This is a genomic window from Phaeobacter sp. QD34_24 (assembly GCF_028890115.1).
In the GTDB taxonomy this organism is placed as follows: domain Bacteria; phylum Pseudomonadota; class Alphaproteobacteria; order Rhodobacterales; family Rhodobacteraceae; genus Phycobacter.
In genome coordinates this window covers 1-25,727 of record NZ_JARCJD010000027.1, presented here as the reverse complement: position 1 = coordinate 25,727, position 25,727 = coordinate 1, and the positions used below count along the sequence as shown (strand labels likewise).

Annotated in this window: 19 protein-coding genes, 6 pseudogenes and 1 other annotated feature; of the genes and pseudogenes, 10 read left to right on the top strand and 15 right to left on the bottom strand. The window is 61.6% G+C overall.

Annotated features, from left to right (window positions below; all coding sequences use genetic code 11):
- Positions 1–44 precede the first annotated feature (44 nt).
- The 8 genes from tviB to PXK07_RS17080 form a co-directional block, all read right to left on the bottom strand.
- On the bottom strand, positions 45–1,319 hold the full coding sequence (gene tviB, locus PXK07_RS17115) for a Vi polysaccharide biosynthesis UDP-N-acetylglucosamine C-6 dehydrogenase TviB (RefSeq protein ID WP_274849562.1): 1,275 nt from the start codon (positions 1,317–1,319) through the stop codon (positions 45–47).
- 241 nt (positions 1,320–1,560) lie between these two features.
- Entirely contained in the window at positions 1,561–1,812 is a 252-nt protein-coding gene (locus PXK07_RS17110) for a hypothetical protein (protein ID WP_274849561.1), read from the bottom strand.
- 175 nt (positions 1,813–1,987) lie between these two features.
- Positions 1,988–2,695 carry a YjbF family lipoprotein gene (locus tag PXK07_RS17105; RefSeq protein ID WP_274849560.1) on the bottom strand — a complete coding sequence of 236 codons (708 nt, stop codon included), beginning with the start codon at positions 2,693–2,695 and terminating at the stop codon, positions 1,988–1,990.
- Positions 2,692–4,875, bottom strand: coding sequence for a YjbH domain-containing protein (locus PXK07_RS17100; protein WP_274849559.1), 2,184 nt, complete (start codon positions 4,873–4,875; stop codon positions 2,692–2,694). The genes PXK07_RS17105 and PXK07_RS17100 overlap by 4 nt, the downstream gene beginning before the upstream one ends.
- Before the next feature lie 157 nt (positions 4,876–5,032).
- The gene (locus PXK07_RS17095) at positions 5,033–6,919 is read right to left on the bottom strand and encodes a polysaccharide biosynthesis protein (protein WP_274849558.1); all 1,887 of its coding nucleotides are present in this window, start codon (positions 6,917–6,919) and stop codon (positions 5,033–5,035) included.
- Between the two features lie 327 nt (positions 6,920–7,246).
- On the bottom strand, positions 7,247–8,140 hold the full coding sequence (galU, locus tag PXK07_RS17090; protein ID WP_274849557.1) for a UTP--glucose-1-phosphate uridylyltransferase GalU: 894 nt from the start codon (positions 8,138–8,140) through the stop codon (positions 7,247–7,249).
- Positions 8,141–8,242: 102 nt separating this feature from the next.
- Complete coding sequence (locus PXK07_RS17085) at positions 8,243–8,854, bottom strand: sugar transferase (protein ID WP_274849568.1); 612 nt, start codon at positions 8,852–8,854, stop codon at positions 8,243–8,245.
- 10 nt (positions 8,855–8,864) lie between these two features.
- Positions 8,865–9,809: an NAD-dependent epimerase/dehydratase family protein gene (locus tag PXK07_RS17080; protein ID WP_274849556.1), complete on the bottom strand. Its 945-nt coding sequence runs from the start codon at positions 9,807–9,809 to the stop codon at positions 8,865–8,867.
- A gap of 143 nt (positions 9,810–9,952) precedes the next feature.
- Between PXK07_RS17080 and PXK07_RS17075 the strand changes: the two genes are divergently transcribed.
- The 4 genes and pseudogenes from PXK07_RS17075 to PXK07_RS17060 all read left to right on the top strand — a co-directional run.
- Positions 9,953–11,068, top strand: a complete 1,116-nt coding sequence (locus tag PXK07_RS17075; RefSeq protein WP_274849555.1) for a polysaccharide biosynthesis/export family protein — start codon at positions 9,953–9,955, stop codon at positions 11,066–11,068.
- 63 nt (positions 11,069–11,131) lie between these two features.
- Positions 11,132–11,435 (top strand): annotated as a pseudogene (locus PXK07_RS17070) (IS6 family transposase); the annotation flags it as partial.
- A 420-nt stretch (positions 11,436–11,855) separates the two neighbouring features.
- A pseudogene (locus tag PXK07_RS17065) lies at positions 11,856–12,403 on the top strand (IS5 family transposase); the annotation flags it as partial.
- A gap of 68 nt (positions 12,404–12,471) precedes the next feature.
- Positions 12,472–13,247, top strand: a pseudogene (locus PXK07_RS17060) (IS3 family transposase); the annotation flags it as partial.
- Here PXK07_RS17060 and PXK07_RS17055 read toward each other — a convergent pair.
- A pseudogene (locus tag PXK07_RS17055) lies at positions 13,237–13,425 on the bottom strand (IS110 family transposase); the annotation flags it as partial. The pseudogenes PXK07_RS17060 and PXK07_RS17055 overlap by 11 nt on opposite strands.
- Positions 13,426–13,562: 137 nt before the next feature.
- Between PXK07_RS17055 and PXK07_RS17050 the strand changes: the two are divergent.
- The 4 genes and pseudogenes from PXK07_RS17050 to PXK07_RS17035 form a co-directional block, all read left to right on the top strand.
- A pseudogene (locus PXK07_RS17050) lies at positions 13,563–13,685 on the top strand (integrase core domain-containing protein); the annotation flags it as partial.
- Between the two features lie 52 nt (positions 13,686–13,737).
- A protein-coding gene (locus PXK07_RS17045; protein WP_274849554.1) for an IS3 family transposase occupies positions 13,738–15,002 on the top strand; the annotation gives its coding sequence in 2 pieces (ribosomal slippage) (positions 13,738–14,026 and positions 14,026–15,002; 1,266 coding nt in all).
- Positions 14,019–14,135: a sequence feature (AL1L pseudoknot), on the top strand. Its footprint overlaps the gene before it by 117 nt.
- 631 nt (positions 15,003–15,633) lie before the next feature.
- A pseudogene (locus PXK07_RS17040) lies at positions 15,634–16,695 on the top strand (IS3 family transposase).
- 339 nt (positions 16,696–17,034) lie between these two features.
- A complete protein-coding gene (locus PXK07_RS17035; protein ID WP_274849553.1) occupies positions 17,035–17,655 on the top strand; it encodes an SAM-dependent methyltransferase in 621 nt (206 codons plus the stop codon).
- 129 nt (positions 17,656–17,784) lie between these two features.
- On the opposite strand, the gene PXK07_RS17030 is transcribed toward PXK07_RS17035, so the two are convergent.
- Positions 17,785–18,542 (bottom strand): IS5 family transposase gene (locus PXK07_RS17030; protein ID WP_274849552.1). Its coding sequence is split into 2 segments (ribosomal slippage): positions 17,785–18,206 and positions 18,206–18,542, totalling 759 coding nucleotides; the frame shifts between segments, so codons are not numbered across the junction.
- Between PXK07_RS17030 and PXK07_RS17025 the strand changes: the two genes are divergently transcribed.
- Positions 18,474–19,070 carry a putative nucleotide-diphospho-sugar transferase gene (locus PXK07_RS17025; protein ID WP_342455889.1) on the top strand — a complete coding sequence of 199 codons (597 nt, stop codon included), beginning with the start codon at positions 18,474–18,476 and terminating at the stop codon, positions 19,068–19,070. The two genes, PXK07_RS17030 and PXK07_RS17025, sit on opposite strands and share 69 nt — an antisense overlap.
- Before the next feature lie 402 nt (positions 19,071–19,472).
- Here the strand turns inward: PXK07_RS17025 and rfbA are convergent, their stop codons facing one another.
- The 4 genes from rfbA to rfbC form a co-directional block, all read right to left on the bottom strand.
- The gene (gene rfbA / locus PXK07_RS17015) at positions 19,473–20,345 is read right to left on the bottom strand and encodes a glucose-1-phosphate thymidylyltransferase RfbA (protein WP_274849550.1); all 873 of its coding nucleotides are present in this window, start codon (positions 20,343–20,345) and stop codon (positions 19,473–19,475) included.
- A complete protein-coding gene (gene rfbD, locus PXK07_RS17010) occupies positions 20,342–21,190 on the bottom strand; it encodes a dTDP-4-dehydrorhamnose reductase (protein WP_274849549.1) in 849 nt (282 codons plus the stop codon). Before rfbD ends, rfbA begins: the two co-directional genes overlap by 4 nt.
- 118 nt (positions 21,191–21,308) lie before the next feature.
- On the bottom strand, positions 21,309–22,361 hold the full coding sequence (rfbB, locus tag PXK07_RS17005) for a dTDP-glucose 4,6-dehydratase (protein WP_274849548.1): 1,053 nt from the start codon (positions 22,359–22,361) through the stop codon (positions 21,309–21,311).
- The gene (gene rfbC, locus PXK07_RS17000; protein ID WP_274849547.1) at positions 22,358–22,921 is read right to left on the bottom strand and encodes a dTDP-4-dehydrorhamnose 3,5-epimerase; all 564 of its coding nucleotides are present in this window, start codon (positions 22,919–22,921) and stop codon (positions 22,358–22,360) included. Before rfbC ends, rfbB begins: the two co-directional genes overlap by 4 nt.
- Positions 22,922–23,160: 239 nt before the next feature.
- Here rfbC and PXK07_RS16995 point away from each other — a divergent pair, with 239 nt between their 5' ends.
- Positions 23,161–24,408: a glycosyltransferase family 4 protein gene (locus PXK07_RS16995; RefSeq protein WP_274849546.1), complete on the top strand. Its 1,248-nt coding sequence runs from the start codon at positions 23,161–23,163 to the stop codon at positions 24,406–24,408.
- Positions 24,409–24,523: 115 nt separating this feature from the next.
- Here PXK07_RS16995 and PXK07_RS16990 read toward each other — a convergent pair whose 3' ends face one another.
- Entirely contained in the window at positions 24,524–25,552 is a 1,029-nt protein-coding gene (locus PXK07_RS16990) for a replication initiator protein A (RefSeq protein ID WP_274849545.1), read from the bottom strand.
- Positions 25,553–25,727 lie beyond the last annotated feature (175 nt).

Sequence of the window (25,727 nt, the reverse complement as noted above, 5' to 3'; positions counted from 1 at the left end):
TGTGTTCGTCTTTCCGTCAGGACGCCCCCGCTCCGGCGCAGCCTCTAGAGGCGCAGGTCCGAGTCTTCGGGGGGCAGGATGTATTTCAGATCATAAAGCAGCGCGCCCGGGGTGCCATAGGCGCGGAGGGCCTTGGCGCCCATCTGCCGGAAGGCGTCATGGGCCACCGCCAGCAGGATGCCTTCATAAGCGGCCATGCCGGGGCGTTCCACCAGGGTGATCCCATATTCCAAGAGCGCTTCTTCGGGGTCGGCATGGGGATCGTGCACCTCAACGATGAGGCCGAATTCCTCAAGCGTGCGCACCACGTCGATGACGCGGGTGTTGCGCAGATCGGGGCAGTTCTCCTTGAAGGTCAGCCCCATCACCAGAACCCGGGCGCCCGCCACCGGCAACCTGCGGCGCAGCATCGCCTTGACCATCTCGCCGGCCACATAGGCGCCCATGCCATCGTTGAGCCGCCGCCCCGCCAAGAGGATCTCGGGGTGGTAGCCCAGGCTTTCGGCCTTGTGGGTCAGGTAATAGGGATCGACCCCGATACAGTGCCCGCCCACCAGGCCGGGGCGGAAGTTGAGGAAATTCCACTTGCTGCCGGCCGCGTCCAGCACCGCCTCGGTGTCGATCCCCATGCGGTTGAAGATCATCGCCAGCTCGTTCACCAGGGCAATGTTGATGTCGCGCTGGCTGTTCTCGATCACCTTGGCGGCCTCGGCCACCCGGATCGAGGGGGCCGGATGGGTGCCCGCCCGCACCACCTGGCGGTAGAGCGCATCGACCTTTGCTGCCACCTCGGGCGTCGAGCCGGAGGTCACCTTGACGATATCGGCCAGGCGCCGCGCCTTGTCACCGGGGTTGATCCGTTCGGGAGAATAGCCGACGTGGAAATCTGCGTTGAAGACCAGCCCGGAGGCGGCTTCCAGCACCGGCACGCAGTCTTCCTCGGTGGCGCCGGGGTAGACGGTGCTTTCGTAGATCACCAGATCGCCGGGTTTCAGCACGCGGCCAACGGTGTCCGAGGCGCGCAGCAGCGGTGTCAGATCCGGGCGGTGGCTGGCATCCACCGGGGTCGGCACGGTGATGATATAGATCGAGCAACCGGCGATTTCGGCGGGATCGGCGGTAAAGCGCAGCTGATCGGCGCCCGCCAGTTCCTCGGCGCCGGTCTCGCGGGTCCGGTCGTGGCCCTGGCGCAGCTCATCGATGCGGCTGGCGTCGATGTCAAAGCCTAAGGTCGGGCGCAGCCCGCCAAAGGCCACCGCCAGCGGCAAGCCCACATAGCCCAGGCCGATCACGCAAATCCGCGCCTCTGACACGGTCATGTCGGATTGCTCATGGCCGGAGCACTCATGTGGGGGGTCCTTTCCTCTGCGGCGCCCTGGCGGTCAGGGGCCTTGGGGCCGTCTGACCTTCGGCTATAAACCGCGGCGCAGGGTGCTTCAATAGAAAGGCACCGGCGCCGCAAACGGCTGCCGAAAAGAAAAAGCGGACCCGAAAGAGCCCGCTTCTTCAATGTCATTCGGCCTGAAACCGATCACCCCCCAAAAGGGCGGTGCACCAAGCTTAGTTGTTGGTGGTTGTGGTTGTGGTGGTGGTGGTGGTGTCGTCGTCATTGGTGACAACGCCAACCACGACAGCTGCCGCGATAACGCCAGCTGCGATACCAGCTGCGCCGAGACCACCGCCGAGACCGGCACCGATACCGCCTGCACCACCACCGGTGCCGCCACCAGCGCCTGCTGCGGGTGCGGCCTGTGCGGACAGGGAGGTTGCGGCCATGGTGGCCAGGGCAAATGCTGCGAAGAACTGTTTCATGATCCAAACTCCTATGGAGACCTTTGAGGGTGACCCTATGCCAGAGGAAGTTTCATTTCAACGAAAGGAAAGGCAATAACCTGTCGAAAAATACATTTTTTTTGACCGTTGCGCGAAAACCGCGCGTGGGTCCCCAAGTTGGGCCTCTGGTTGGGCTGAAATGGCGAAGAATCGCTCAAAGTGTCAACTGGCGGATGCGCATATATCCGATGGTGGGACCGGCCCATTGGCGCGATTGCCACAGATGGCCGCTGCGGGAATCAACCCAGTAGTCGTTGACCACCAGGCCAGATTCGCTTTCGCAGTGCTCCTGCAGGTGGCGGGTCTGATAGGTCAGCTCGACGATCTCGATGGTTTCCGGTCCCAGATCCGAGACCGTGCAGGCCAGGGTGAAGACTTCGGAGCGGTTGTCGAGGGCGGCAATTTCATAGCGCCGCGCCCCCTGGCCCCGGGGGCCCATCCTGCCGCCCGTTTCCGTGACCAGCGTCGAGGCGGACAGCATGTCGTTGCGCAGCCCGCGGGTGGCGGTCAGCACGCCTTCGCGCAGGGCCAGGGTCACCGAATCCTCGGTCACCCAAAGGGTCAGGGTGCCGGGGGTGCTGTCCTGTTTCACCAGCAAGGGGCGCAGGTAGGCCAGCAGGTCGCTGTCCTCGACCCGGACCTCGATATAGGTGTCATCCAGACTGTCGAGCAGCGCCCGGGTCACCGGCGGACGCTCTGGCTTGTCCTTGAGCCGCAGCTTCACCTGATCGCGCACGGTCTTCAGGATCTCCAGCTCAAGCCCGGCTTCCTGCTGACCACCGGTGCAGGCGGCCAGGGCAAAAACAGCGGCGACCGCGCCAAGGCTGTTGCGCAGAGCGCGGCGTATGCGTGGTGCGATCATTCCCAGGCCCTCGCCCGTTGTGCCGTCAGGCTGCTGCGATGCGCGTCACGCACATCGCCGTAAAGCCCGCCGACGCCGCCGACCCGCTGGCCGCCGTCGCGCTGGATCGGGCGGATGGTCAGCCCGTAGGCGTTGCGGCTTTCCTTGCCGATCAGCCAGCCCAGCGGGATGCGGAAATAGAAGCCCTTGTCAAAGGAGCCTTCGCCGAAGTCCGCCGCCGAGACATTGGTGCGGGTGAAGAAGCCACCGACCTTGAAGCCGTTTTCGAATTCGCGGAACAGGCTGAAGGTGGCGCCGTAATCCCCGGCCAGGTAGCGGCCCACATCGACCTGCGCCTGGTAGTTCTTGCCCAGCTCCAGATAGGCCGAGGCATGGCCGGTGAAGGTCTTGTAATCGCGGAAGGAGAACCGCTGATCGTAATCGCGCTGGATGACGTAATTGGTCTCCAGCCCCAGCGCCAGCGGGCTGGCGACCGGTTTCCACAGCACCTCGCCCGAGATGCCGCCATACATGGCCTCGAACAGGCCGGCGCGCAGCCGGGCATAGAAATTATGCCGGGGCTGCCAGCTGCGATCCACATAGAGGCTTTCCAGGGTGGTGCCGTGCTGGGCGTAAAAGGACTGGTCGGTGCGCACATGGGGCAGCACCGAGTTCGAGGCGCGCCCGTCCTGCACATTGCCCCAGACCCGCTGGCGGATGGCCCCGGAGATGCGCCAGCCCGGTGCCGGCGCATAAGAGGCGGAAAGATCCACGCCCAGATCCATCCGGAAGGGCCGCGACGGGTCGAAATAGGCGGGATCCGCATAGGGGCTGATGGAATGGGAGAAGGCCGGATACAGCTCGCCCGAGAAGATCGCCGTCTCGGGCAGCGGCCCGGCAGCCGTCACGGCGGTGACCGCAGCCAGACCGTCGACCGCCTCGGGGGCGAATTCCAGATCCTCCAGGTCGCTGCGGCGCACCACCGTGGCCGACAGCCCCATGCCCGAGCGCACCGGGATGATGCGGAAGGTCTCGACCGAGGGCGGCAGCGCCCGCGCCATGGTGCGCGCCACCCGGCCCACCGCGATGGCATAGGAGCGATAGCGCGGGTTGCGGAAGCGCACCTCGGCTTCGGTACCCTTGAGGTCAATCGCCTCCAGCACCAGCCCGTGCGACTTCAGGTCCTCGGCGACCAGGTCGCGCACCTCGACCCGCTTGTTCTGGCTTTGCGCCCAGTCCTGGCTCCAATGCGCCGCTTCGGTGGCCCATTGGCTGCGCGGCACGATGGGTGCCGGGGCGGGCACCTGTGTCGGCACCATCGGATGGCGTGGCTTCAGCTGGAACTGGGCGGTGACGCCGAATTCTGAGCCATAAAGATAATAGGCGCCGATCCGGGTGGTCGGGGACCTCTGGTACTCCAGGCCCAGGTTCACCTGCGACTTGCGCTCAAAGACATTGGAGGCCCGGGTCTCGGTGCGATAGGCGTCCGAGGAATATTCCGCCTTGAAGGACCAGCGTTCATTGGCCTGCCATTCGACCCCGGCAAAGGGGGCAAAATCGCCCCGGAACCACTGGTCATAGGAAAGCTGCCCGCCGGTGCTGCCGCCGACAAAGCTGGGGCGGTTGCCGCCGATCTTGCCGATCGCGCCATGAGAGCCAAGCCGCCCCCAGCCAAGCCCCGCCGTGATCTTCAGCTGTCCGGGCACACGCCCCGCCGCGCCGCCAAAGCGCAAGGGCGGCGTTTCGATCCGCTTGGTGGCCACCAGATATTCCGCCGCATAGACCCCGGTGCCGGCAAAATCCTGCAGCCCCATGGTCAGCTCGGGCAGGTAGCGCCGCTCGCGCAGCAGCCGGAAGCGCACGTCGAAACCGCGGTCGTAATAGGTGCTGAAGCCAAAGAGGTTCAGGTTGCGGATACCGTTGTAGCGGAAGGAGGCGCTGAGCCAGGGCAGCGCCTGGAAGGTCAGGTTGTAGCGGCTCTGGCCGCCAAACCAGGAGAAGGTGGTGGCGAAATGCCCGTCCGGCAGCATCTCGGCGCTTGGCATGTCGATCAGGCCCGGGGTGCCGTAGAAATTCAGCCCCGGCGCGGGCGGCGGCGTCAGGCTGGGCGCCTCAAGGGCGCCGACGGGGGCGGCGCTGGCAAACCCGTCCGTGCCGGGCGCGGATTGCGCCTGGGCGGCCCCGGTCGCGAGAGCTGTCATGAAAAACAGGCCAAGGGACAGCCCGCCCGCATGGCGCCAAAACATATCTCTTCGAAAAGGGGCCACGGCGGTCCTGACTGTCTGAAAAATCCCTGTCTGCGCCGGTTAGATCACAGAATCCGGCGCTGGATCAACGCCCAGATTTCCGCGCGCGCCGTCATGAGGTGACACGGCTTGCCGGGGCTGGTGCGGGGGGCTGGGTGTAGCCTTCGACCCAATGTTTGACGACCTGCCGGGCCGCCTCTTCATCGCCCGAGACGATGACCTGGCGCAAGGCGCGCAGCAGGGCGGCGACCTCGATCTCCGACAGCTTGGTTTCGCGGGCACAAAAGATCTTCTGGTGGCGGGTGCCGATCAGCTCCTGGCTGAGCGTCAGCTCTTCCTCCATCTTCTCGCCGGGCCTGAGGCCGATGATTTCAATGGGGATATCGCCGTCGGGATTGTCCTCGTCGCGGACCGTGTAGCCGGCCCCTTCGATCACCTGGCGCGCCAGTTTCAGGATCGAGACCGGCGCACCCATGTCCAGCACGAAGACCTCGCCGCCCTTGGCTTCGGCGCCGGCCTGCAGCACCAGCTGCACCGCCTCGCTGATGGTCATGAAGTAGCGTTTCACATTGGGGTCGGTGACGGTGACCGGGCCGCCGCGGCTGATCTGTTCCTGGAACAGCGGCACCACCGAGCCCGAGGAGCCCAGCACATTGCCAAAGCGCACCATGGTGAAGATCGTCTGGGCATGGCGGCTGGCCAGATCCTGCACGATCAGCTCGGCCATGCGCTTGGAGGCGCCCATCACGTTGGTGGGCCGCACCGCCTTGTCCGAGGAGATCAGGATGAAGCGCTCCACCCCGGCCTGGGCGGCGGCCCGCGCCAGGGTTTCGGTGCCAAAGACATTGTTGGCCAACCCCGGCAGCGGGTTGGCCTCGACCAGCGGCACGTGTTTGTAGGCGGCCGCATGCAGCACCACCTGCACATCATGGAGGCTCAGCAGCTGGCGCACCTGGCGCGGATCGGTGACCGAGCCCAGGACCGGAACCACCTCGATGCCGGTGCCCGCGGTCAGCTGCATCATCTCCTGGTGCACCGTGTAAAGGCCCAGTTCCGAGAGCTCGAACAGCACCAGTTTCTTCGGACGGCAGGCGACGACCTGGCGGCAGAGTTCCGAGCCGATCGAGCCGCCGGCGCCGGAGACCAGAACCACCCGGCCCGCATAGGAGGGGGCGGCGGCTTTCAGCGGCACGTTGCGGGCGGCGCGGCCCAGGAAGCTTTGCGGCGCCACCGGGGTCAGCTTGTCCACCAGCGCCTCTTCACCGATCAGCTGGGCAAAGGAGGGCAGCGCCTGCACCTCCAGCCGCATGGCCTGCAGGTGCTGGGTGATCTTGGCCTGTTTCGGCTGGCTCTGCGACGGCATCGCCAGCAGCACCCGCTTGATTTCGCGGTTCTTGACGATCTCCTCGATGCGCGCCGGGGAAAACACCGGCAGACCAACCAGGGTCATGCCCTGCAGGGACGAGTTGTCATCGACAAAGGCGACGGGATCGATCCCGTCATGGGCCTTGAGTGCCTGGGCCAGCTGGGTGCCGGTATTGCCGGCGCCGTAGATCAGCACCCGGCAACGGGGCTGGGCGCGGCGGTAGATGGCCAGCACCACCTGATGCAGCACGCTGCGCACCCCCACCTGGATCAGGAAATAGATGAGGCCAAAGATCACATGGGTGCCCGCGGGCAGGTCGGGACCAAAGAGATAGGTGAGGATGGCCACGGCACTTGCGGTGGCAAAGGCGACCAGCGCCGTCAGGGTCACCGCGTGGCGCTCATAGGCATTGAGCTGCACCATCGGCAGGCCCAGCCAGGCCGACATCGCCGCCATCACCGCCATGGCATAGGGCAGCACCGGCAGCATCATGGCCAGGGTGCGCAGGGCCGGGTCCGGCAGCGGTTGCAGGGCGAAGGTCAGCAACAGGGCCAGCGGCAAGAGCGCCAGGTCGATGGCCAGGAAGACATAGGCTTTCTGTTTGCGCGAGAGGGCGCTAATCAAGTTGAACATCTATCGCCCCCCAGCGACGTAACGGCTCTTATCGCAGGTGCTTTGCCATGGAACCGGATCCGCCCCGATTCCCTGCCTGGAACACTGGACCTGCGACTGTCGCATGACACCATTCTATACATGCCTTGAACGCATTCTAAATTTTGACGCCGAATGGGTCCCTACAATCCATTCAGTTTACAAAAATCAAATGCGACTTTCCAATTCTTACTCTGTTTTCCATATATCGCAAAATGCCGACAAGCGGAAACCTGCTGAACGAGACTCAAATTCCGGAGGCTTGCATGGCCGCCGCCACTAAGCGCAGATAACAGTCGCCGGTGCAACCTACTCGGCAGCCCGGGTCACCCCCGTCACCGTGTTCAGGTAGCCCATCAGCTCGTCGCGCAAATCATCGCGGGCGAGCGCGAAAGAGACCGTGGCCTGCAGGAAACCGGCCTTGGAACCGCAGTCAAAGCGCTGGCCCTGGAAACGGTAGCCGTAGACCGGCACGTCCTGCTCGATGTCCTGGGCAATCGCATCGGTCAGCTGGATCTCTCCGCCCGCGCCCTGCTTCATCTTGTTGAGATTGCGCAGCACCGACGGCTCCAGGATATAGCGGCCGATCACCGCCAGGTTCGAGGGTGCCTCGCCCAGGGCCGGTTTCTCCACCATGCCGCGGGCCTCGACCACGGCGCCCATGTCCTCTTTCACGTCCAGAACACCATAGGCGCTTGCCTTTTCCGGCGCGACTTCCATCGCCGCCACCATATTGCCGCCGGTCTCCTCATAGGCTTCGACCATCTGCTTGAGACAGGGCCGCTCGGCCGCGATCACATCGTCCGGCAGGATCACCGCAAAGGGTTCATTGGCAATCAGGCGCCGCGCGCACCAGACCGCATGACCGAGGCCAAGCGCCTGATGCTGGCGGATATAGGCGATGGCGCCGCTGTCCATATTGGTGTGTTTCAGCGCCTCGAGCAGCTCGGTCTTGCCCTTCTTGCGCAGCTCCTGCTCCAGCACCGGAGAGTGGTCGAAATAGTCCTCCAGGGCGCCCTTGCCGCGCGAGGTGACGAAGATGAATTCCTTGATCCCCGCCGCCCGGGCCTCGTCGATGGCGTATTGCACCAGAGGCCGGTCCACCAGGGTCATGATCTCCTTGGGCACCGACTTGGTCGCCGGCAGAAACCGCGTCCCAAGCCCCGCTACAGGGAAAATCGCCTTCGTAACTTTCTTGCGCATCCAGGATCGTCCTATGACTTGTAAAAAATGACGCCCCCTTCTTGCAAAGATACGCGGCAATCACAACCAAGACGCTTGTTCGCGGGATGACTGGGGGCTGTTTCAGCCGCGCCGGAAGATATTGCCGATGGTCTGAAACACCAGGTCGAAATCAAAGCACATGTTCCGGTGACGCTGGTAGATCAGGTCAAGCCGCGCCTTGGCCGGAACGCAGACGCGTGAATAGATGGCATCGGTTTCCTCGGGGCTGTTGCAGCGCTCCAGGAGGGCTGCCTCGTGCTTGTGATAGGTGATCGAGGCAAGGCCGGTCACGCCGGGGCGGCTTTTGAGCACCGCGCCGTAAAGCTCTGGATGCGCTTCCACATATTGGCGCAGGGGCGGGCGCGGGCCGACAAAGGACAGATCGCCCTTCAGGATGTTCCACAGCTGCGGAAATTCATCCAGCCGCTTGCGCCGCAGCCAGGCGCCGGTCGCGGTGATCCGCGCCGCCTTGTCACCGCCGGAGACACCGCTGTCCTCCTCCACCACGCTCATGGTGCGCAGTTTCCACAAATTGAAAGGTTGATCCGGCGTCTTCATGCGTTCTGCCACATAGAAGACGGGGCGGCCCTCCTTCAGCAGGAGCCACAGGAGCAGCAACAGGAGAATCGGTCCCAGAATCACCACCAGGAGGGTGGCAAAGAAAAGGTCGAACAGCCGTTTGTCCCAGGTCATCTGCGTCCCGTCATCCTTCAAGGGTGTCATTCACTGCGGCCAGCGCGGTCCATTCTGCCACCATCTGCGCCGGATTCGCGGCCGCGGGCGCGCTCTGTGTCGGCAATAGCGCGATCAGGCGGCTCACATCCAGAGCCACTTCGCCGATCACCGTCTCGGGGGCCGGGCGCGGGCTGAAATCCAGGCCCGCGGCGCGCAGGAGATCACCCATCTCGATTGCGCCGGGCTGCGCCACATTGATCACCCCCGGCAGATCCGGCGCAAACAGCAGTGCGGCCAGCACCTGCGCCAGGGTGCTGGGGCCGATATAGCTGCGCCGGGGGGTGCGCCCATCGGCAAGGCAATCCAGCTGGAACCCGGCCCGCCAGCCACCCAGGATCGCATCCAGCCCGGCAATATTGCCGATTCTCAGCATAGAGACCTCGACCCCCAGATCGGCGGCCAGCGCGACGCAGCGCGCCTCCATCTCGGCCTTGGCCAGGCCATAGGGGCTGGCGGGCTGCAGCGGGGTCTCTTCCCGCAACAGCCCGCTTTGATTGCCATAGACCGCCGCCGAGGAGGTGAGCAGCACCCGCGCGCCCGTGGCCGCACCGGCGCGCAGGGCGGCCTCGCCCAGGCGGATATTGTCTTCCATGTCCGCGCCCCCCTGCCCTGCCCGCGCCGGTGTCACCCCCGCCAGGCAGAGAATCGCCGCGCAGCCCCGGGCCGCCTCTGCCAGGGCTTTCGGATCCTTCAGCGGGTCGAAAATGCGCCAGTCTTGCGTCTTTTGGCTGTCTGCCGGTCGCCTGCGGGCCTGCCAGCGCAGGGAGACAGGATCGGGCAACGGGGCGAGCAGACCCCTGGACCAGCAGCGGCGCAGGGTGCGGCCAATGCGGCCACTGGCCCCCAGCACCAGAGTGGCAGGCCCCCCCATATCCGCGCTGCCTGCGTCCGAACTGCCTGTGTTTTCTGCCATCTGGTCGCCCTGTGATCTTGTGTCTTGTGAAGGCCGATATACCGCTTGTTGTTGACGCATCGCGCTGGCCCGGTATTTTGCCCTACAAAACCACAGGTCCGAAACCGGATCGAAAATCAAGCCGTTTTGCGGACAGGGGCCCCATGCGTTCTTTCATTTCACTGCTCGCCGTCGCCAGCCTTTCCCTGTTGCCCGCCGCCTGTGGCCGCCTGCCAAGCGGCGCCCCCATCAGCGAGGAAATCCTGGCCCAGTCGAATGCGCCGGATGCGGATTTTGCCCTCTATGCCGTGACCCGCGCCTTCCTGCCCGCGGTGGCGCAATGGCCCGAGACCGGCCAGAAGAATCATCGCAACTGGATCCAGGCCAGCCAGGGCGCCAAGACCCAGATCATCCAGGGCGGCGATACGCTGACGCTGAGGATCTGGGACAGCAGCGACAACTCTCTGCTGACCTCGAGTGAGCAGAAGATGGTGCAGCTGCAGGATGTGCGCGTGGCCTCCAACGGGACGGTGTTCATGCCCTACGTGGGCAATGTGAACGTGCTCGGGCTGACCCCGGACCTGGCGCGCGAAAAACTGCAGGAAGAGCTGGAAGCCATCGTGCCTTCGGCGCAGTTGCAGCTGGATATGGTCGAGGGACGCGGCAATTCGGTGGATCTCGTTTCCGGCGTGGCCCAGCCCGGCACCTATCCGATGCCCGATCGCAATTACTCGGTGATGGGGCTGATCTCGGCCGGGGGCGGCATCAGCTCCAACCTCAACAACCCGCAGATCCGCCTGGTGCGCGGCAGCAATATCTATGGCACCTCGGTGGAGACCCTGCTGAACAATCCGCGGCTCGATACGCTGTTGCGCGGCGGTGACCGGGTCTTCGTGGAAGAGGACGAACGCTATTTCCTCTCCTTCGGCGCCACCGGCACCGAGGATCTGCATATCTTCACCAAGGACGAGATGTCGGCGATGGATGCAATGTCGGTCGCGGGCGGCTTTCAGGACAGCAGGGCCGATCCCGAAGGGTTGCTGATCCTGCGCGAATACCCGGCCTCGGCGGTGGCACCAGGGCAGCGTGGGCCACGCCAGACCCGGGTGGTCTTCACGCTGGATCTGACCTCGGCGGACGGGCTGTTCTCGGCCCGCAAGTTCGAGATCAACCCGGGCGATCTGGTCATCGCAACAGAATCCCCGATCAACGACGCACTGACCGTTTCCAACATCATCGGCAACTTCTTCGGCGTCTTCAGCCGCGCGGGTGTGTTGTAAGGAGGTAGCGGCCGGAGAGTGAAAAAGTACGCAAGGACTGATTTTGTCAAGCCATGCGGACCATATACCTTACATAGGCTCGCGTTCAGCACGGCTGATGTCGAGGATCTTTTGGCGGAGCCTGGCATGATCGCTAGCTGCGAAGTAATCCGTCTTTGGGTCAACCGGTTTGGTGCGCATTTTGCCGCTTGTATCCGCCGGGGTTGACCTCATCCGAACGACACATGGCACATGGGCGAGGTTGTGATTCCGATCAATGCTGTGAAGCACTGGCTGTGGATGCCAACGACAACACTATTGATATCTTCTACAGACGCGCCGCAATGCCAAAGCCGCCAAGTGCTTTCTGGCAAGGTTGATCGCACGCTAGCAACTGTATTTTTCAGGCAGTCTGAGAAGTCCAGAATTGTCGTGATCTACATAGCCCGTTCGCTATGGTGACAAGCTTTCTTGCGACGGCAGGAATGACGACTTGGTGTGGTTTCCCGGCGGCGCGAAGACGGTCGGCGAAGATTTCCAAAACTGGATTGTGATGGCTTACCGCGCATGACTCTACTGTCATGTGCGATGGGCGTGAGGCCGGTGAGGGCTGCGGCCTGTTTCCCCGAGATTTGGCCGAGTGCGGAGAATGGCTGCAAGGCCAGCGCCACCGGATTTCCTCAAAGCCGCGTCTCGGGGAGAAGCTGCCTAGGGTCAGGGCCCATTGATTTTCGGTTTTCAGGGTGATTCACGGATCCAAAAACGAACGGTGAACATGTCTGATCTTTTCTGATTGAGCGATGCCCAGATGGCGCGCCTTGAGCCATTCTTTCCTAAGTCTCATGGTCAGCCCCGTGTTCACTGCCCGGCAGGGCATTGCGCAGCAATGTCCCGATAGGGATGATCGACGGGTGTTTAGCGGAATTATCTTCATCAACCGCAATGGCTTGCGATGGCGGGACGCGCCCAAGGAATACGGTCCGCACAAGACGCTGTACAATCGCTGGAAGCAATGGAGCGACAAAGGCATCTTCGCTCGGATGATGGCTGGTCTGTCCGCTGGGCACGGCGAAGAGAAGACCGTGATGATCGATGCCACCTACCTGAAAGCACACTCACAGCGACCAGCGTGGGCGTCTGATCGGGCGCACCAAAGGCGGCATGAAGACGAAGCTGCATGCCATCTGCGACAGCCAAGGACGGCCATTGAACCTGTTCGTGACCGCAGGACAAGTCAGTGACTACATCGGCGCGCGGGCATTGCTGAGCAGCTTGCCGGACGTGGATTGGTTGCTCGGGGATCGCGGCTATGATGCTGACTGGTTCCGAGAAGCGTTACAGGACAAGGGGATACGTGGTAATCCCCCCGAAATTTTGGGGTGTGCGGAAGTAGAATTTTCTCGAAGATTAAAGAGGGGATTCTGATGAAGAAATCGAAGTACAGCGCCGCACAGATCATGGCGATCTTGAAGCAGGCCGAGAACCGCGTTCCTGTTGCTGACCTGTGCCGTGAGCATGGCATGAGCAGCGCGACATTCTACAAGTGGCGATCCAAGTACGGCGGCATGGATGCCAGCCTGATGGCGCGGATGAAGGAGCTCGATGAGGAGAACAAGCGCCTCAAGAAGATGTATGCCGAGAAAAGCATGCAGAACGACCTGCTGAAGGAAGCGCTGGGAAAAAAGTGGTGAGGCCGTCTCAAAGGCGCGAGATGGCCGAGTGGGCAGTGCGCTATCGATCCGCCAGCATCGCGTTGGCTTGTCGGGCGTTCAGCATCAGCGAGACCTGCTATCGGTATCAGCCCAAGCTCAGCGATGAGAACGAGCTGATCGCGGATTGGTTGGTCGCGCTGACGATGGCGAAGAGGACGTAGGGCTTCGGCCTGTGCTTTCTGCATCTGCGGAACGTCAAAGGCTTTGGCTGGAACCATAAACGCGTCTATCGCATCTACCGCGAGCTGGAGCTGAACATGCGGATCAAACCCCGCAAGAGGCTGCAGCGCGAGAAACCTGAGCCGCTCGCCGTCCCTGAGGTGCCGAACGAGGTTTGGTCAATGGACTTCATGGCCGATCAGTTGGCGGAAGGCAGATCGTTCCGCACGCTGAACATGCTGGATGACTTCAATCGCGAGGGCCTGGCCATTGAGGTGGACTTCTCTCTGCCGTCAGAACACGTTGTCCGCACGTTGAACCAATCCGTACCGGCAGATCATAACCGGACAAGTTCGCGGACAAGCGCTGGAAGTCTTCCAACGTGTTCATGATCGTCATACGCCGACGACGTTTTTTGCCCGGCACCCCGATAAGGACCTCGTGGCGGTGTTTGGAAATGTCGATGGCGACAAGCACAGTCGCAGCGGTAGAATGGTTGACGGTCATAACCGGTCTCCTCAGCGGTGTGGTTCTGCAAAAACCACTGTTGAGACCTGAGACGGGTTATGGCTACACGCTGCGCAATTTGAGGGCTCCGCGCGTGACCATAACCAAAAAAACAGCGCTTCTTCCCGACGTGCTATGGCACCGAGTTCACCAGCATGGCTGTGCTCAAGTGGGTGCAGGAGACAGGCATCGACTGGCATTACATCGCGCCGGGAAAGCCTACCCAAAACGCGTTTATCGAGAGCTTCATGTATAGACTGAACCGCACCGGGTTTGCCGGAGGCTTCAACTCCTGAGTAGGATGAAGCCACAATGAGCAAGACAACAAATAAGTACTCTCCTGAGGTCCGTGAGCGTGCGGTGCGGCTGGTGCTGGACAACCAGGGCCAGTACAGTTCCCGCTGGCAGGCGATCATGCCGATCTCCGCGAAGATCGGCTGTTCCGCGCACACGTTGAATGAGTGGGTAAAGAAGGCAGAAGTCGACAGCGGCAAGCGGGCGGGCGTCCCAACCGATGTCGCCGACAAGATGAAGGCGCTGGAGCGGGAGAACCGCGAGCTGCGTCAGGCGAACGAGATTCTCCGCAAGGCGTCGGCCTATTTTGCAATGGCGGAGCTCGACCGCCGGTCGAAGTGATGGTGTCATTTATCGACATGCATCGCGGTGAGCATGGGGTCGAGCCGATCTGCACTGTCCTGCCGATTGCCCCTTCCACGTATTATGAGCCCCAGGCGAAGCGGGCTGATCCGGCCCGGTTGTCGGACCGCGCCCGACCTAACGAGGCATTGCGGCCCGAGATCCGGCGGGTTTTCGAAGAGAACTGGCGGGTTTATGGGGTGCGGAAGGTCTGGCGGCAATTGCAACGGGAAGGTTTTGACGTCGCCCGCTGCACGGTTGCCCGGCTGATGAAGAGCATGGGTATTCAAGGCGCTCGCCATTGCCTTGGACCAATGGCGGACAAAGGCTCGCTCCGGGGCAAGCCGCACAAGACCACGGTGCCTGACAAGAAGGCGCCGTGCCCGCTGGACAAGGTGAACCGGCAGTTCCGTGTGCCCGCGCCCAACATGCTCTGGGTCAGCGATTTCACCTATGTTGCCACCTGGAAGGGGTTCACCTATGTCGCCTTCGTTATCGATGCCTATGCCCGTAAGATCGTTGGTTGGCGTGTCAGCACCTCGGCGCATGCTGGGTTCGTTCTCGATGCTCTGGAGCAGGCTGTTCACGAGCGGCGGCCGACAAAGGCGATGGGGCTTGTTCACCACTCCGACCGCGGCAGCCAATACCTGTCGATCAAGTACACAGAGCGGTTGGGAGAAGCTGGTATCGAGCCCTCTGTCGGCAGCATCGGAGACAGTTACGACAATGCCCTGGCCGAGACGATCAACGGCTTGTTTAAGGCCGAGGTCATTCACCGCCGCGGCCCTTGGCGCAACTTCGAGGCAGTGGAATACGCAACACTCGAATGGGTGGACTGGTTTAACAACCGCCGTCTGCTTGAGCCTATCGGGAACATTCCGTCGGCAGAAGCAGAGGTCAATTTCTATGCGGCTATGGAAACTGAGGAACGAGCCGCGTAACTAACTGCAATCAGCCTCCGGCAAACCCGGTGCGGTTCAGACGGCCCCGCGGGCGCAAGTGTTGTGCTCGTGATATTCTTCGGCGGGTGCGTTCATGTATCCGGCCTGTTTTTGCAGCCCTAACATGACTGCTGGCCCTGATGGTGTCCGCAGATCGAGGCCTCATCAACGGGTCGCGCTTCTCCGCGCTTAAAGCTCTCCGGGCTTGCTCGATCCTCAGCGCTGCCGATTTGCCATCACGCTGTCATTACACTTGTACCATCTCGTTGTGCCTGGGTTGGTTTTGGATTTGGGACTATGCGGTTCGGAACACCTCCCCTGTCGTGAGCATGGCCCATATGGCTCGCGCCAGCTTGTTAGGTACGGCAACCGCAACGACCATTGGCCGACGTCGTTCGAGCAATGCTTCGATCCATGGGCCATCAACGCGTGAACGCGCCTTAGGATAGCGCACGACTGTTCGAGCCCCCAGAACCAATAGATGACAGAGATATCGGTCCCCTTGCTTGGTTGCTCTGCCCCCTGAAAACTGGACCGTATGAAGCTGGAGTTTTCCGCTAAGTTTTCCTGGCTGGGAGAGGAGCGGAATCGCATGAAAGCATCGAAGTTCACGGAGGCATAGAAGGCCTTCATTCTGAAGCAAGGCGAGCAAGGCACGCCGGTCGCGGAGATTTGTCGCAAGGCAGGGATCAGTCAGCCGACGTATTTCAACTGGAAGAAAAAGTATGGTGGGTTGCTGCCGGACGAAATGCGTCGGCTGAAGGCGCTTGAGGACGAGAACACGCGACTGAAGAAGATCGTGGCCGACCTGACGCTTGACCGTGAGATGCTTCAAGACGTCATTCGCCGAAAGCTCTGAAGCCTGGCCGTTTGCGCGAGATTGTCACCGGGATGTGCGTCGACTGGGGCGTGTCGATCCGGAAGGCTTGTGGGGCCATCTGCTTTGACACATCCAGCTACCACTACAAGTCCCGGCCGACGGACCAAGCTGCCGTCGAAAGGCGGATCAGGGAGATCGCGGAGACGCGCGTGCGCTATGGATATCGGCGTGTTCACATTGCTGCGACGCGAAGGATGGATGATCAACATGAAGAAGACCCGCAGGATTTACAATGAGTTGGGCCTGTAGCTGAGGAACAAACACCCGAAGCGGTGGGTGAAAGCGAAGCTGCGGGAGGATCGCCAAGAAGCAGTCGGACCGAACGATGTCTGGGCAATGGACTTCGTGCACGATCAGCTGGCCCTGGGTAAGAAGCTGCGCATCCTGACCGTTGTCGACACGCATTCCCGCCTCTGTCCCGCAACCGATCCTCGCTTCACTTACCGGGGCGAAGATGTCGTGCAGACGCTCGAACGGGTCTGCGGGCAGATCGGTTATCCGAGAACGATCAGGGTCGACAACGGCAGCGAGTTCGTCTCTCGCGACCTCGATCTCTGGGCTTATGCCAACGACGTCACGCTGGACTTCTCGCGGCCCGGGAAACCGACCGACAACGGCTTCATCGAGGCGTTCAATTCGAAGCTACGCTCCGAGTGTCTGAACGCGCACTGGTTCATGAGCCTTGCGGATGCCCGTGAAAAGCTGGAGGATTGGCGCAGACACTACAATGAGGACAAACCCCACAGCGCGATCGGATACAACGTCCCGATTGCAATGCATTATCCTGATGGCGTCACCAGCCCGTCATCGTGACAGAGCCGGAAAAATTCAGCTTCCGGCGGTCCAAGGTTGGGGAGCAGTGCACCAAACCCAAGGACTCTCCGCAAAGTGGAAGAAACTCGGGGCTCAGGTCATGTCCGGTCCAAAAGGGGGTCAGTTCAGGAAGAAAGATACGAACAAACCTTGAAGTCAGATAAGATCGCAGCTTGAAATACGAACTCAACACTCTCCGGCAAAACCGGAGCGATTCACTTGGCATACCCGTCACTGAGTCCGTATGAAAAGTCCGCTCAGGGAAGGGGGGCGTATGCAACAGAACCATCTTGGGCACTAGCACAAATAGAAACAGATTCGAAAGGCTGAATTATCACTATGAACTCGCTTCCAGAACCGAATGATGCTGACCACCGAGGCAAGGAAGGTGGAGCTTGGGATCGCCAGGCACACGAAAAGCTATACGGCAGAAACCTCAATACCGGCTTGGGAGACTTTGTTCTCCAGACAGTAGCCCCGCGTGACTTTCTTGAGTTTGGCTCAGGGCTCGGCGGTTTGGCAAAATACATAGCCGAGCGAACCAATCTAGATCCTTCGTATTGCATTGAGCCCGAAGTCGAGCTGGATGGTGACCTAGGTCGCAACATTCACCTGCTAAACCTTGATATCTTGAACAGCACAACACCTCAAGCATTGAAACGCCGCTTTGACATGGTGATTTCGATCGAAGTCATAGAACATATCCCTCTGGAGCGTCACGCCGAAGTGTTTGATTTTCTGGTCGCCCGCGCCGGACGCATGATCGTCTTCTCTGCGGCCCGCCCCGGCCAGGGCGGTCATGGGCATGTTGCGGAACGGCCCGAACTGGAATGGCGCGAAGAATTTTTAACGCGTGGCTGCCGTTTTGACCCGGAACTGACCACGCGTGCGCGCGCCCAGTCGAATGAACGAAACATCAACCATCGTAAAAACCTGCAGATTTTCCATGTTGAACCATAGTTTTCTCAAAAGGACAGCACTTCATGCCCCAGAATAACCAAACTGAATGCCCAACGATAGTTGTCGCGTTTTGCAATTCCAATTACATTCCCGTCGCACAGAACTGGCTGAATGCACTAGGCTCAGGACTCATAGCCAGTAAATGACGAGGGCTGCGAGGGCGATGGCGGACAGGAAGACCTTCGGACATCTGTCGTATCGAGTCGCGACGCGTCGCCAGTCCTTTAGCCTGCCGAACATGATCTCGATACGATTTCTCCGTTTGTATCGCAGCTTGTCATACCGAACGGTTGTCTTGCGCTGTTTCCGGCCCGGTATGCAGGGGCGTATACCCTTGTCTTTCAACGCCTCTCTGAACCAATCTGCGTCATAGCCGCGATCACCGAGTAACCAGTCAACATCAGGAATACTGCTCAGCAAAGCTCGCGCTCCGATGTAGTCGCTGACCTGACCTGCGGTAACAAACAGGTTGAGCGGGCGGCCCTGGCTGTCACAGATGGCGTGCAGCTTGGTGTTCATACCACCCTTTGTCCGACCGATCAGGCGGCCGCGCCCCCTTTTTTGACGCCCAAACTGGACGCTGTGCGGTGAGCTTTGAGGTAGGTTGCGTCGATCATCGCAGTCTTTTCCTCACCGTGATTGGCGGCCAGACCGACCATCATCGACGCGAAGATTCCTTTGTCGCTCCACCGCTTCCAACGGTTGTAGAGCGTCTTGTGTGGCCCGTATTCCTTAGGTGCGTCGCGCCAACGCAAACCATTGCGATTGATGAAGATAATGCCACTCAGCACCCGTCGATCATCCACGCGGGGCTTGCCATGGGACTTCGGAAAAAAGGGCTCAAGGCGCGCCATCTGCGCGTCGCTCAACCAGAAAAGATCAGACATGTTTACCGCTCGTCTTTCGAGCCGTGGATCATGCCGCCAACCGGAAATCAATGGGTCCTGAGCCTAGAGAGCTATGATACGGACATGGTTTTCTCGCAAGGTACCTTTTGGCCACGCGACGTGCATGCAAAAAGGGGGCTTGTACTGTGTTGCGGTTTCTTCCACCTTCGCCCTTCTCAATCGACATTTGCGTTCCTGGACGCTGTTCAAGAGAGGATGGCTTATGATCAAGATGATCAGATCGCCGTAAACCACGTGATTTCCGGCTGGATAGAGGAGTGGAAATTCGAAGACAAATATGAAGTACCGTTTAGGGACACCCGATTCTTTGCCTCAACCTCTCCGGTCCGATCAAAAGGAATAGATAGAAACGGCCGCGAATTCTCCATTTCTGTACTTCCTCATCACTCCTATCCAAGAGTGGTTAAGGAGATTTCAGATCAGGTTGTCGTCGCGCACCCGCTTTCAGGCAAGACGATGAAAGAGAAAGAGGAGATTTTGAACGAATTGGGGCTTTGGAAAGTATAAATCCGCATTCCCCAAGTGATCAGCCCCACCTGAGTAGTCCAGTTTGAATGTTAGTGCATGAGTGGTGCGATCTCTGACCTGTCCTCCGTCGGTCCCTCGTTCATAACGAGGGTCTGCGAGTTTGGCTTTTATAATCATGGGTTTCGGTTTGGGCAAGCGCGCCGAGCGTGGAGCCCTCAAATTGCTCAAGCGCTCGTCAGGTTTACAGTGGCGTCTGGTTCCCGAGCGCCGAATGCGGCCTGACTGGCGTGCTTACTGCTATCGTCAATGGTCACAAACAGAAAGACATCGATCAACTGCTACCGTGGAATTGGTCAGGGTGAAGGACCGCTTTCAGCTTTGATCGTCTCGAAGAAGGTTTCGACGGCCGGGTAATCATAGCAGCTGCCGGGGCGCTCCGGATCAGTCCAGAAGCCGCTCCAGATAGGCGCCGTAATCGTTTTTCTTGAACATATCGGCCCGGGCCTGCAGCTGGACGGCATCGATCCAGCCTGCCTCATAGGCGATTTCCTCGGGGCAGCCGGTCTGCAGCCCCTGGCGCATGGTCAGGGTGCGCACGAAATTGCCCGCATCCAGCAAAGATCCATGAGTGCCGGTATCCAGCCAGGCATAGCCGCGCCCCATGGTTTCCACCCTGAGGGCGCCCTCATCGAGATACATCTGCAACAGATCGGTGATCTCCAGCTCGCCGCGCGGCGAGGGCTGCACCCGGCGGGCGCGTTCCGGCGCCGTGCCATCCAGGAAATAAAGCCCGGTCACCGCATAGTTCGACGGCGGCACGGGCGGCTTTTCGATGATCTGGCGCGCGGTGCCAGCGCCGTCGAAGTCCACCACGCCATAGCGTTCGGGATCGGCCACGTGATAGCCAAAGACGGTGCCGCCCGCGCCCTGATCATCCGCCGCCGAAAGCAGCTTCGGCAGCCCGTGACCAAAGAAGATATTGTCCCCCAGAATCAGCGCCGAAGGGGCGCCCTCCAGGAAGTCCTCGGCCAGGAGATAGGCCTGCGCCAGCCCGTCGGGGCTGGGCTGCACCACATAAGTGAGCGAGATGCCCCATTGGCTGCCGTCTCCCAGCGTGCGCTGGAACTGCTCCTGATCCTGCGGCGTGGTGATCACGCAGATCTCGCGGATGCCCGCCAGCATCAAGACCGACAGCGGGTAATAGATCATCGGCTTGTCGTAGATCGGCAGAAGCTGTTTCGACACCCCCATGGTGATCGGATAAAGCCGGGTGCCGGAACCGCCCGCCAGGATAATGCCTTTTCGTGCTGTCATGCCTGCACTCCCAGATCTTGCAAAATTGCGTCCAGCCCCAGCCGCCAATCGGGCCGGGAAATGCCAAAAACAGTCTCTAACAAGGCACAATCGAGCCTTGAGTTCAGCGGTCGCTGCGCCGGTGTGGGGTAGTCGCTGGAGGGGATATCCACCACCTCGCACGGCAGATCCGCACGGGCAAAGATCTTGCGCGCGAACCCGGCCCAGCTGGTGTCGGGGGCTCCGGCCAGATGATAGGTGCCGCTCTTGCCCGGATCCTGGATCAATTGCCGGGCCATTTCCAGGCAGGCCACAGCGATATCCCGCGCCGGGGTCGGCGCGCCGATCTGGTCGGCCACAATGGTGAGACGCTCCCGCTCGGCCCCGAGCCGCAGCATGGTCTTGACGAAATTGTTGCCATGTGCCGAGACCACCCAGGAGGTGCGCAGGAGGACATGGGTACCCCCCGCCGCGCGCACCGCCTCTTCACCGACCAGCTTGGAGCGGCCATAGGCGCCAAGGGGGCCGGTTGCATCCTCAGGCCGCCAGGGGGTCTCGCCGCTGCCGTCAAAGACATAATCGGTGGAAAGGGTGACAAAGGGAATCCCGAGATCGGCTGCGGCCCGCGCCATGGCGGCGGGGGCGACACCGTTGATCACGGTGGCCAGTTCTTCTTCCTCTTCGGCGCGATCCACGGCGGTATAGGCAGCGGCATTGATCACGGCACTGGGTGCCTCGGCGCGGATAATCTCCCCGCAGGCATCGGGATCGGAGAGATCCGCCTGATCGCGGCCCAGACAAGTGACGCCCTCATGCCGCGCCAATTCGCGGGCCAGCTGGCCGGTTTTTCCAAAGACAAGGATCATGATTTTTCTCCGCAGGCTTTCGCCTGGCCGACAGGCCGGGCAGCGCCCGACCCTGGGCGGGTGCGAAGCGCCCTCCCGGGGGGAGGGTCGGGCGCTGCCCTTGATGACACAAGGCCGCTCACTTGCCGGTCCCCAGCCGCTGGCCGACGCCGTGACGGTCCTGCAGGGCGCGCCACCAGGATTCATTGTCCAGATACCATTGCACGGTTTTTGCCAGACCTTCCTCCACCGTGACCGAAGGACGCCAGCCCAGTTCCTCGCGGATGCGCGAGGGATCAATGGCATAGCGCGCATCATGGCCCGGGCGGTCTGTCACAAAGGTGATCTGCTCCTTGTAGGACAGACCGTCCTGACGCGGGCGTTTTTCATCCAGGATGGCGCAGAGCGTCTGCACCAGTTCCAGGTTGGAGCGCTCATTCTCGCCGCCGATATTATAGGACCGCCCCTGCACGCCCTTTTGCAGCACCAGCAGCAGCGCATCAGCGTGATCCTCCACGTAAAGCCAATCGCGGATATTTGAGCCATCGCCATAGATCGGCAGCGGTTTTCCCGCCAGCGCATTGAGGATCACCACCGGGATCAGTTTCTCGGGGAAATGAAAGGGGCCGTAGTTGTTCGAACAATTGGTCAGAACCACCGGCAGCCCGTAGGTCTCGGCCCAGGCGCGCACCAGGTGATCAGAGGCGGCCTTGGACGCCGAATAGGGCGAGCGCGGATCATAGGCGGTCTCTTCAGTGAACATCACTTTGGGGTCGCTGGGCAGCGATCCGTAGACCTCGTCGGTAGAGATGTGATGGAAACGGAAGCCTTCGGGGCGGCCCGCCTCGATCCAGTATTTCCGCGCCGCCTCCAGCATCTGATAGGTGCCGGTGATATTGGTCTCGATGAAGGTACCCGGCCCGTCGATGGAACGGTCCACATGGCTTTCGGCGGCCAGGTGCATCACCGCATCGGGCTTATGCGCCGCGAACACCCGATCAAGGGCGGCGCGGTCGCGAATGTCGGCCTGCTCAAAGACGTAATTCGGATTTTCCGCCACCTCGGCCACGTTTTCAAGGCAGGCGGCATAGGTCAGCGCATCAAGGTTCAGCACCTGATGCCCGCGGGAAATCGCCAGCCGCACCACCGCCGAGCCGATGAAACCCGCGCCACCCGTCACCAGGATCTTCATGCCGCCTCTCCTTCCCAAGTGAAGGGGCTGTCGAAATCGGCCAATGCGGGGGCTGCGGCGTCCTTTTCGGACAGCACCGGCACGCCGTCAAAGCCCCAGTCGATGCCGCAGCTGTCCCAGGCCACCGCGCCATCGCAATCGGGCGCGTAATAGTCGGTGCATTTATAAAGGATCTCGGTCTCCGGCGCCCGGGTGACGAAACCGTGCAGGAACCCCTTGGGCACCAGCAGTTGCCGGCCGTTTTCCGCGCTCAGCTCGATGCCGAAATGCTGCCCATAGGTGGGAGAACCTTTGCGGATATCCACCGCCACATCATAAAGCGCGCCCCGTCCGCAGCGCACCAGCTTGTCCTGGGCATGGGGGGGCGATTGAAAATGCAGCCCCCTGAGCGTGCCCACCTGCATCGACAGGGAGTGATTGTCCTGCACGAAATCGAACTCCAGACCGTGATCCGCCATGCGCTGCCGGTTCCAGCTTTCGCTGAAAAAACCGCGCGCATCGCCGAACCGGGCCGGGGTCAGTATCTTCAGCCCTGCAAGTGGCGTCTCTTCAATCTGCATGCCATCCGTTCCGATCTGCCTGACCTTCCATTGCAATAGTCCTAGCCGCCGCGCGCGCCGTGCACCAGCGCCCGCCCCCAAAGCCCGGGCCTGCCTTTCCTTGCGCGGCAAACCGGGCAATCCCATGACACGGGCAGGACAGAAGCGGGGCGATCCCCCCTATCCGGTTGCGTCACCCTGCGCCGCCGGGCAAGCATAGGCAAAACCGATTTTTCTGCAGAAGGCTTAGCAAGCGCTCCATGAAATTCCTCTTCGTCCATCAGAACATGCCCGGCCAGTACCGGGAATTGATCACCTGGCTGGCAGAGCGCCCCGAGGGCCACGAGATCTATTTCCTGACCCAGCGCAACGACATCCACCTGCCCGGCGTCACCACGGTGACCTACAAGGCGCATCATGCCCCCGCCAAGGACGCCTATGGGCTGTCAAAGGACTGGGAGACCGCCGCCGGGGCCGGCATCGGCGCGGCGCTGGCGGCAAGGCAATTGCAAGGGGAACGCGGCTGGACCCCGGATATCATCATCGGCCACACCGGCTGGGGCGAATTGTTGTTCATGAAAGAGGTCTGGCCGGATGTGCCGGTGATCGGCTTCTTTGAATATTTCTACCGCACCTCCGGCGGGCTGGTGGGCTTTGACCCCGAGAACCCGCCCAACGATCAGGCGGGCTTCTTTGCCAAGGCGCGCAACACGGTGCCCTATGCCAGTATCGAAAGCGTCGATCTGGGCCATGCGCCGACCTATTGGCAGCGCGACCGCTTTCCCGACAGTTTCCATGATCGCATGTATGTCTGCCATGACGGCATCCGCACCGACCGCTTGCAGCCCGACCCAGGCGCCTCGATCGCGCTTGGGCGGCTGGACCGCCCGCTCACCCGCGAGGATGAGGTGATCACCTATATCGCCCGCAACATGGAGCGCGCCCGCGGATTTCACATTATGATGCGCGCCCTGCCCAAGATCCTGAAGGAGCGCCCCAAGGCCCGCATCCTGATGATCGGCGGCAATGAGACCTCCTATGGCGCCGAAAGCACCCACCCCGGCGGCCTGCGCGGCGAGATGGAAGCGGAACTGGGAGATCAGGTCGACTGGAGCCGGGTGCATTTCCTGGGCCGCATCCCCTATGACTCCCTCTGCGACATCATCCGCCTCAGCCGCTGTCATATCTATCTGACCATGCCCTTCGTGCTCAGCTGGTCCTTGCTGGAGGCGATGGCGATGCAGGCCACCGTGGTGGCTGCCGATGTGGCGCCGGTGCGCGAGGCGGTGACCCATGGGGAGACCGGCATGCTGGTGGATTTCTTCAACCCCGAAGCCCTGGCCGATCAGGTGGTGGATGTGCTGGCCCGCCCGGATGCTTACGCCCATCTCGGCCCCAAGGCCCGCGCCCATGTGGTGGAAACCTACGATTTCCTGACCCGCTGCCTGCCGGAACATATCGCGCAGATCAACGCGCTGGTGCCCGAGGAGAAGCGGATCACGCTCTGACCCCTGCCCCGCTTCGGATCCCCCAAATGTTTCGCGCGCGAAACATTTGGGCCTGGTGATGCCATAAGGCTGCAGCAGCAAGAGTGACTCGGAAACAGGCGATTTAGAGCCTGTTTCAGGAGTCGCGGGCGCGTTTCTTGACCCAGCCCAAGAACGCTGCATCGGCCTGGCGCAGACGCGGGCTGCCGGAACGCGCCCACATGGCGCGCCAATCGGCCTCCAGCGCGTAGACATCGGCGCCGGGCATCAGATCCCGCGCCGCCTCCAGGGTTTCCGGCTTCAGGCTGGGTGCCATGCCGCCCGCGCCGCTCACCACCGCGTGTTTCTGGGAAAACCGGATCAGGTCGCCCGGCAGTTCCTCCATGGCGTAATCGGGCAAGGGCTGCGCCGCGATCATGTCGCGCACCATCTTGCGGAAAACCCGGCGCGGGCTGGCAGAGCCGGATTTCTTCAACAAGGTCTCGACCGAGATCTGCCAGCTGGCCTGTCGACCGCAGTGTTTGCGCGCCAGTTCGTAGATCCGCCGCTCCAGCGGTTTCCTCAGCCGGAAGTAATCGCGGGAGAGGGTCAGCACCGATTTCGACAGGACCGCCCGATAAAGCCAGTCGCTGAGGGTGACGGCGACGCTGACCATACGCCCGCCGCGCGCCTTCCTCACGATCTCCCAGCGTTCGATCAGACCAAAGCCCGAGGTGACCTCCTGACCGCCGGTCATGATATTGGTGGTGATGCGAGTGCCCGCCAGCCGTTCAAAGGCCTCGCGCAGGCGGCGATAGGCATCGCCCGAGGTCTCGCGGTTGGTGGCCACCAGAAGATCATGCGCCTTCAGATGCAGGGTACGGCTAACCTGGCGCCCGGCGTTCAAGGCCGCCATCAACTGGCTGATGCAGAAGATCAGGATGTCCTTGTCGTGGATCGTCGCCAGCCCCTTGACGCTGGGGGTCACGGTGATCTCGGCGCCATTGTGTTCATAAGACAGGATGCGCCGGTCGGGCCGGGTGCCGAGCGAGAACAGCGGATGCTCCATCGAGGCCAGATCGTTCTTGGGGATCGCATCGAAAATATCGCAAAGGAAAAAATCTCCCTGCCCTTCGGGCGGATATGTACCCGCTGTCAGACCGCCCCCGGTCAGCCCTGTCGCCATTGCGCTTCTGCCTGTCCCTGATCCCCCGGTATTGGAAAAGGCGTCTTTACCGCGCCTGTCCGGGGTGACTCGTTTTCGTGGTTTTGATTACGCCCACCGGTGTTGTCACATTAACGGTCCTGAGGTTGCTGGTTCATTGATCTGGGCGTAGGCGGTGTCGATGCAGACACAAAAG

What these genes read in the sequence shown, in the direction of transcription:
- tviB (WP_274849562.1), bottom strand. Translation starts at nt 1,319, where the DNA reads ATGACCGTGTCAGAGGCGCGGATTTGCGTGATCGGCCTGGGCTATGTG.
- PXK07_RS17085 (WP_274849568.1), bottom strand. Translation starts at nt 8,854, where the DNA reads ATGACCTGGGACAAACGGCTGTTCGACCTTTTCTTTGCCACCCTCCTG.
- PXK07_RS17095 (WP_274849558.1), bottom strand. Translation starts at nt 6,919, where the DNA reads ATGTTCAACTTGATTAGCGCCCTCTCGCGCAAACAGAAAGCCTATGTC.
- rfbB (WP_274849548.1), bottom strand. Translation starts at nt 22,361, where the DNA reads ATGAAGATCCTGGTGACGGGTGGCGCGGGTTTCATCGGCTCGGCGGTG.
- rfbC (WP_274849547.1), bottom strand. Translation starts at nt 22,921, where the DNA reads ATGCAGATTGAAGAGACGCCACTTGCAGGGCTGAAGATACTGACCCCG.
- PXK07_RS17035 (WP_274849553.1), top strand. Translation starts at nt 17,035, where the DNA reads ATGAACTCGCTTCCAGAACCGAATGATGCTGACCACCGAGGCAAGGAA.
- PXK07_RS17075 (WP_274849555.1), top strand. Translation starts at nt 9,953, where the DNA reads ATGCGTTCTTTCATTTCACTGCTCGCCGTCGCCAGCCTTTCCCTGTTG.
- PXK07_RS16990 (WP_274849545.1), bottom strand. Translation starts at nt 25,552, where the DNA reads ATGGCGACAGGGCTGACCGGGGGCGGTCTGACAGCGGGTACATATCCG.
- PXK07_RS17100 (WP_274849559.1), bottom strand. Translation starts at nt 4,875, where the DNA reads ATGACAGCTCTCGCGACCGGGGCCGCCCAGGCGCAATCCGCGCCCGGC.
- PXK07_RS17105 (WP_274849560.1), bottom strand. Translation starts at nt 2,695, where the DNA reads ATGATCGCACCACGCATACGCCGCGCTCTGCGCAACAGCCTTGGCGCG.
- PXK07_RS17025 (WP_342455889.1), top strand. Translation starts at nt 18,474, where the DNA reads ATGGGACTTCGGAAAAAAGGGCTCAAGGCGCGCCATCTGCGCGTCGCT.
- PXK07_RS16995 (WP_274849546.1), top strand. Translation starts at nt 23,161, where the DNA reads ATGAAATTCCTCTTCGTCCATCAGAACATGCCCGGCCAGTACCGGGAA.
- PXK07_RS17080 (WP_274849556.1), bottom strand. Translation starts at nt 9,809, where the DNA reads ATGGCAGAAAACACAGGCAGTTCGGACGCAGGCAGCGCGGATATGGGG.
- rfbA (WP_274849550.1), bottom strand. Translation starts at nt 20,345, where the DNA reads ATGACAGCACGAAAAGGCATTATCCTGGCGGGCGGTTCCGGCACCCGG.
- rfbD (WP_274849549.1), bottom strand. Translation starts at nt 21,190, where the DNA reads ATGATCCTTGTCTTTGGAAAAACCGGCCAGCTGGCCCGCGAATTGGCG.
- PXK07_RS17110 (WP_274849561.1), bottom strand. Translation starts at nt 1,812, where the DNA reads ATGAAACAGTTCTTCGCAGCATTTGCCCTGGCCACCATGGCCGCAACC.
- galU (WP_274849557.1), bottom strand. Translation starts at nt 8,140, where the DNA reads ATGCGCAAGAAAGTTACGAAGGCGATTTTCCCTGTAGCGGGGCTTGGG.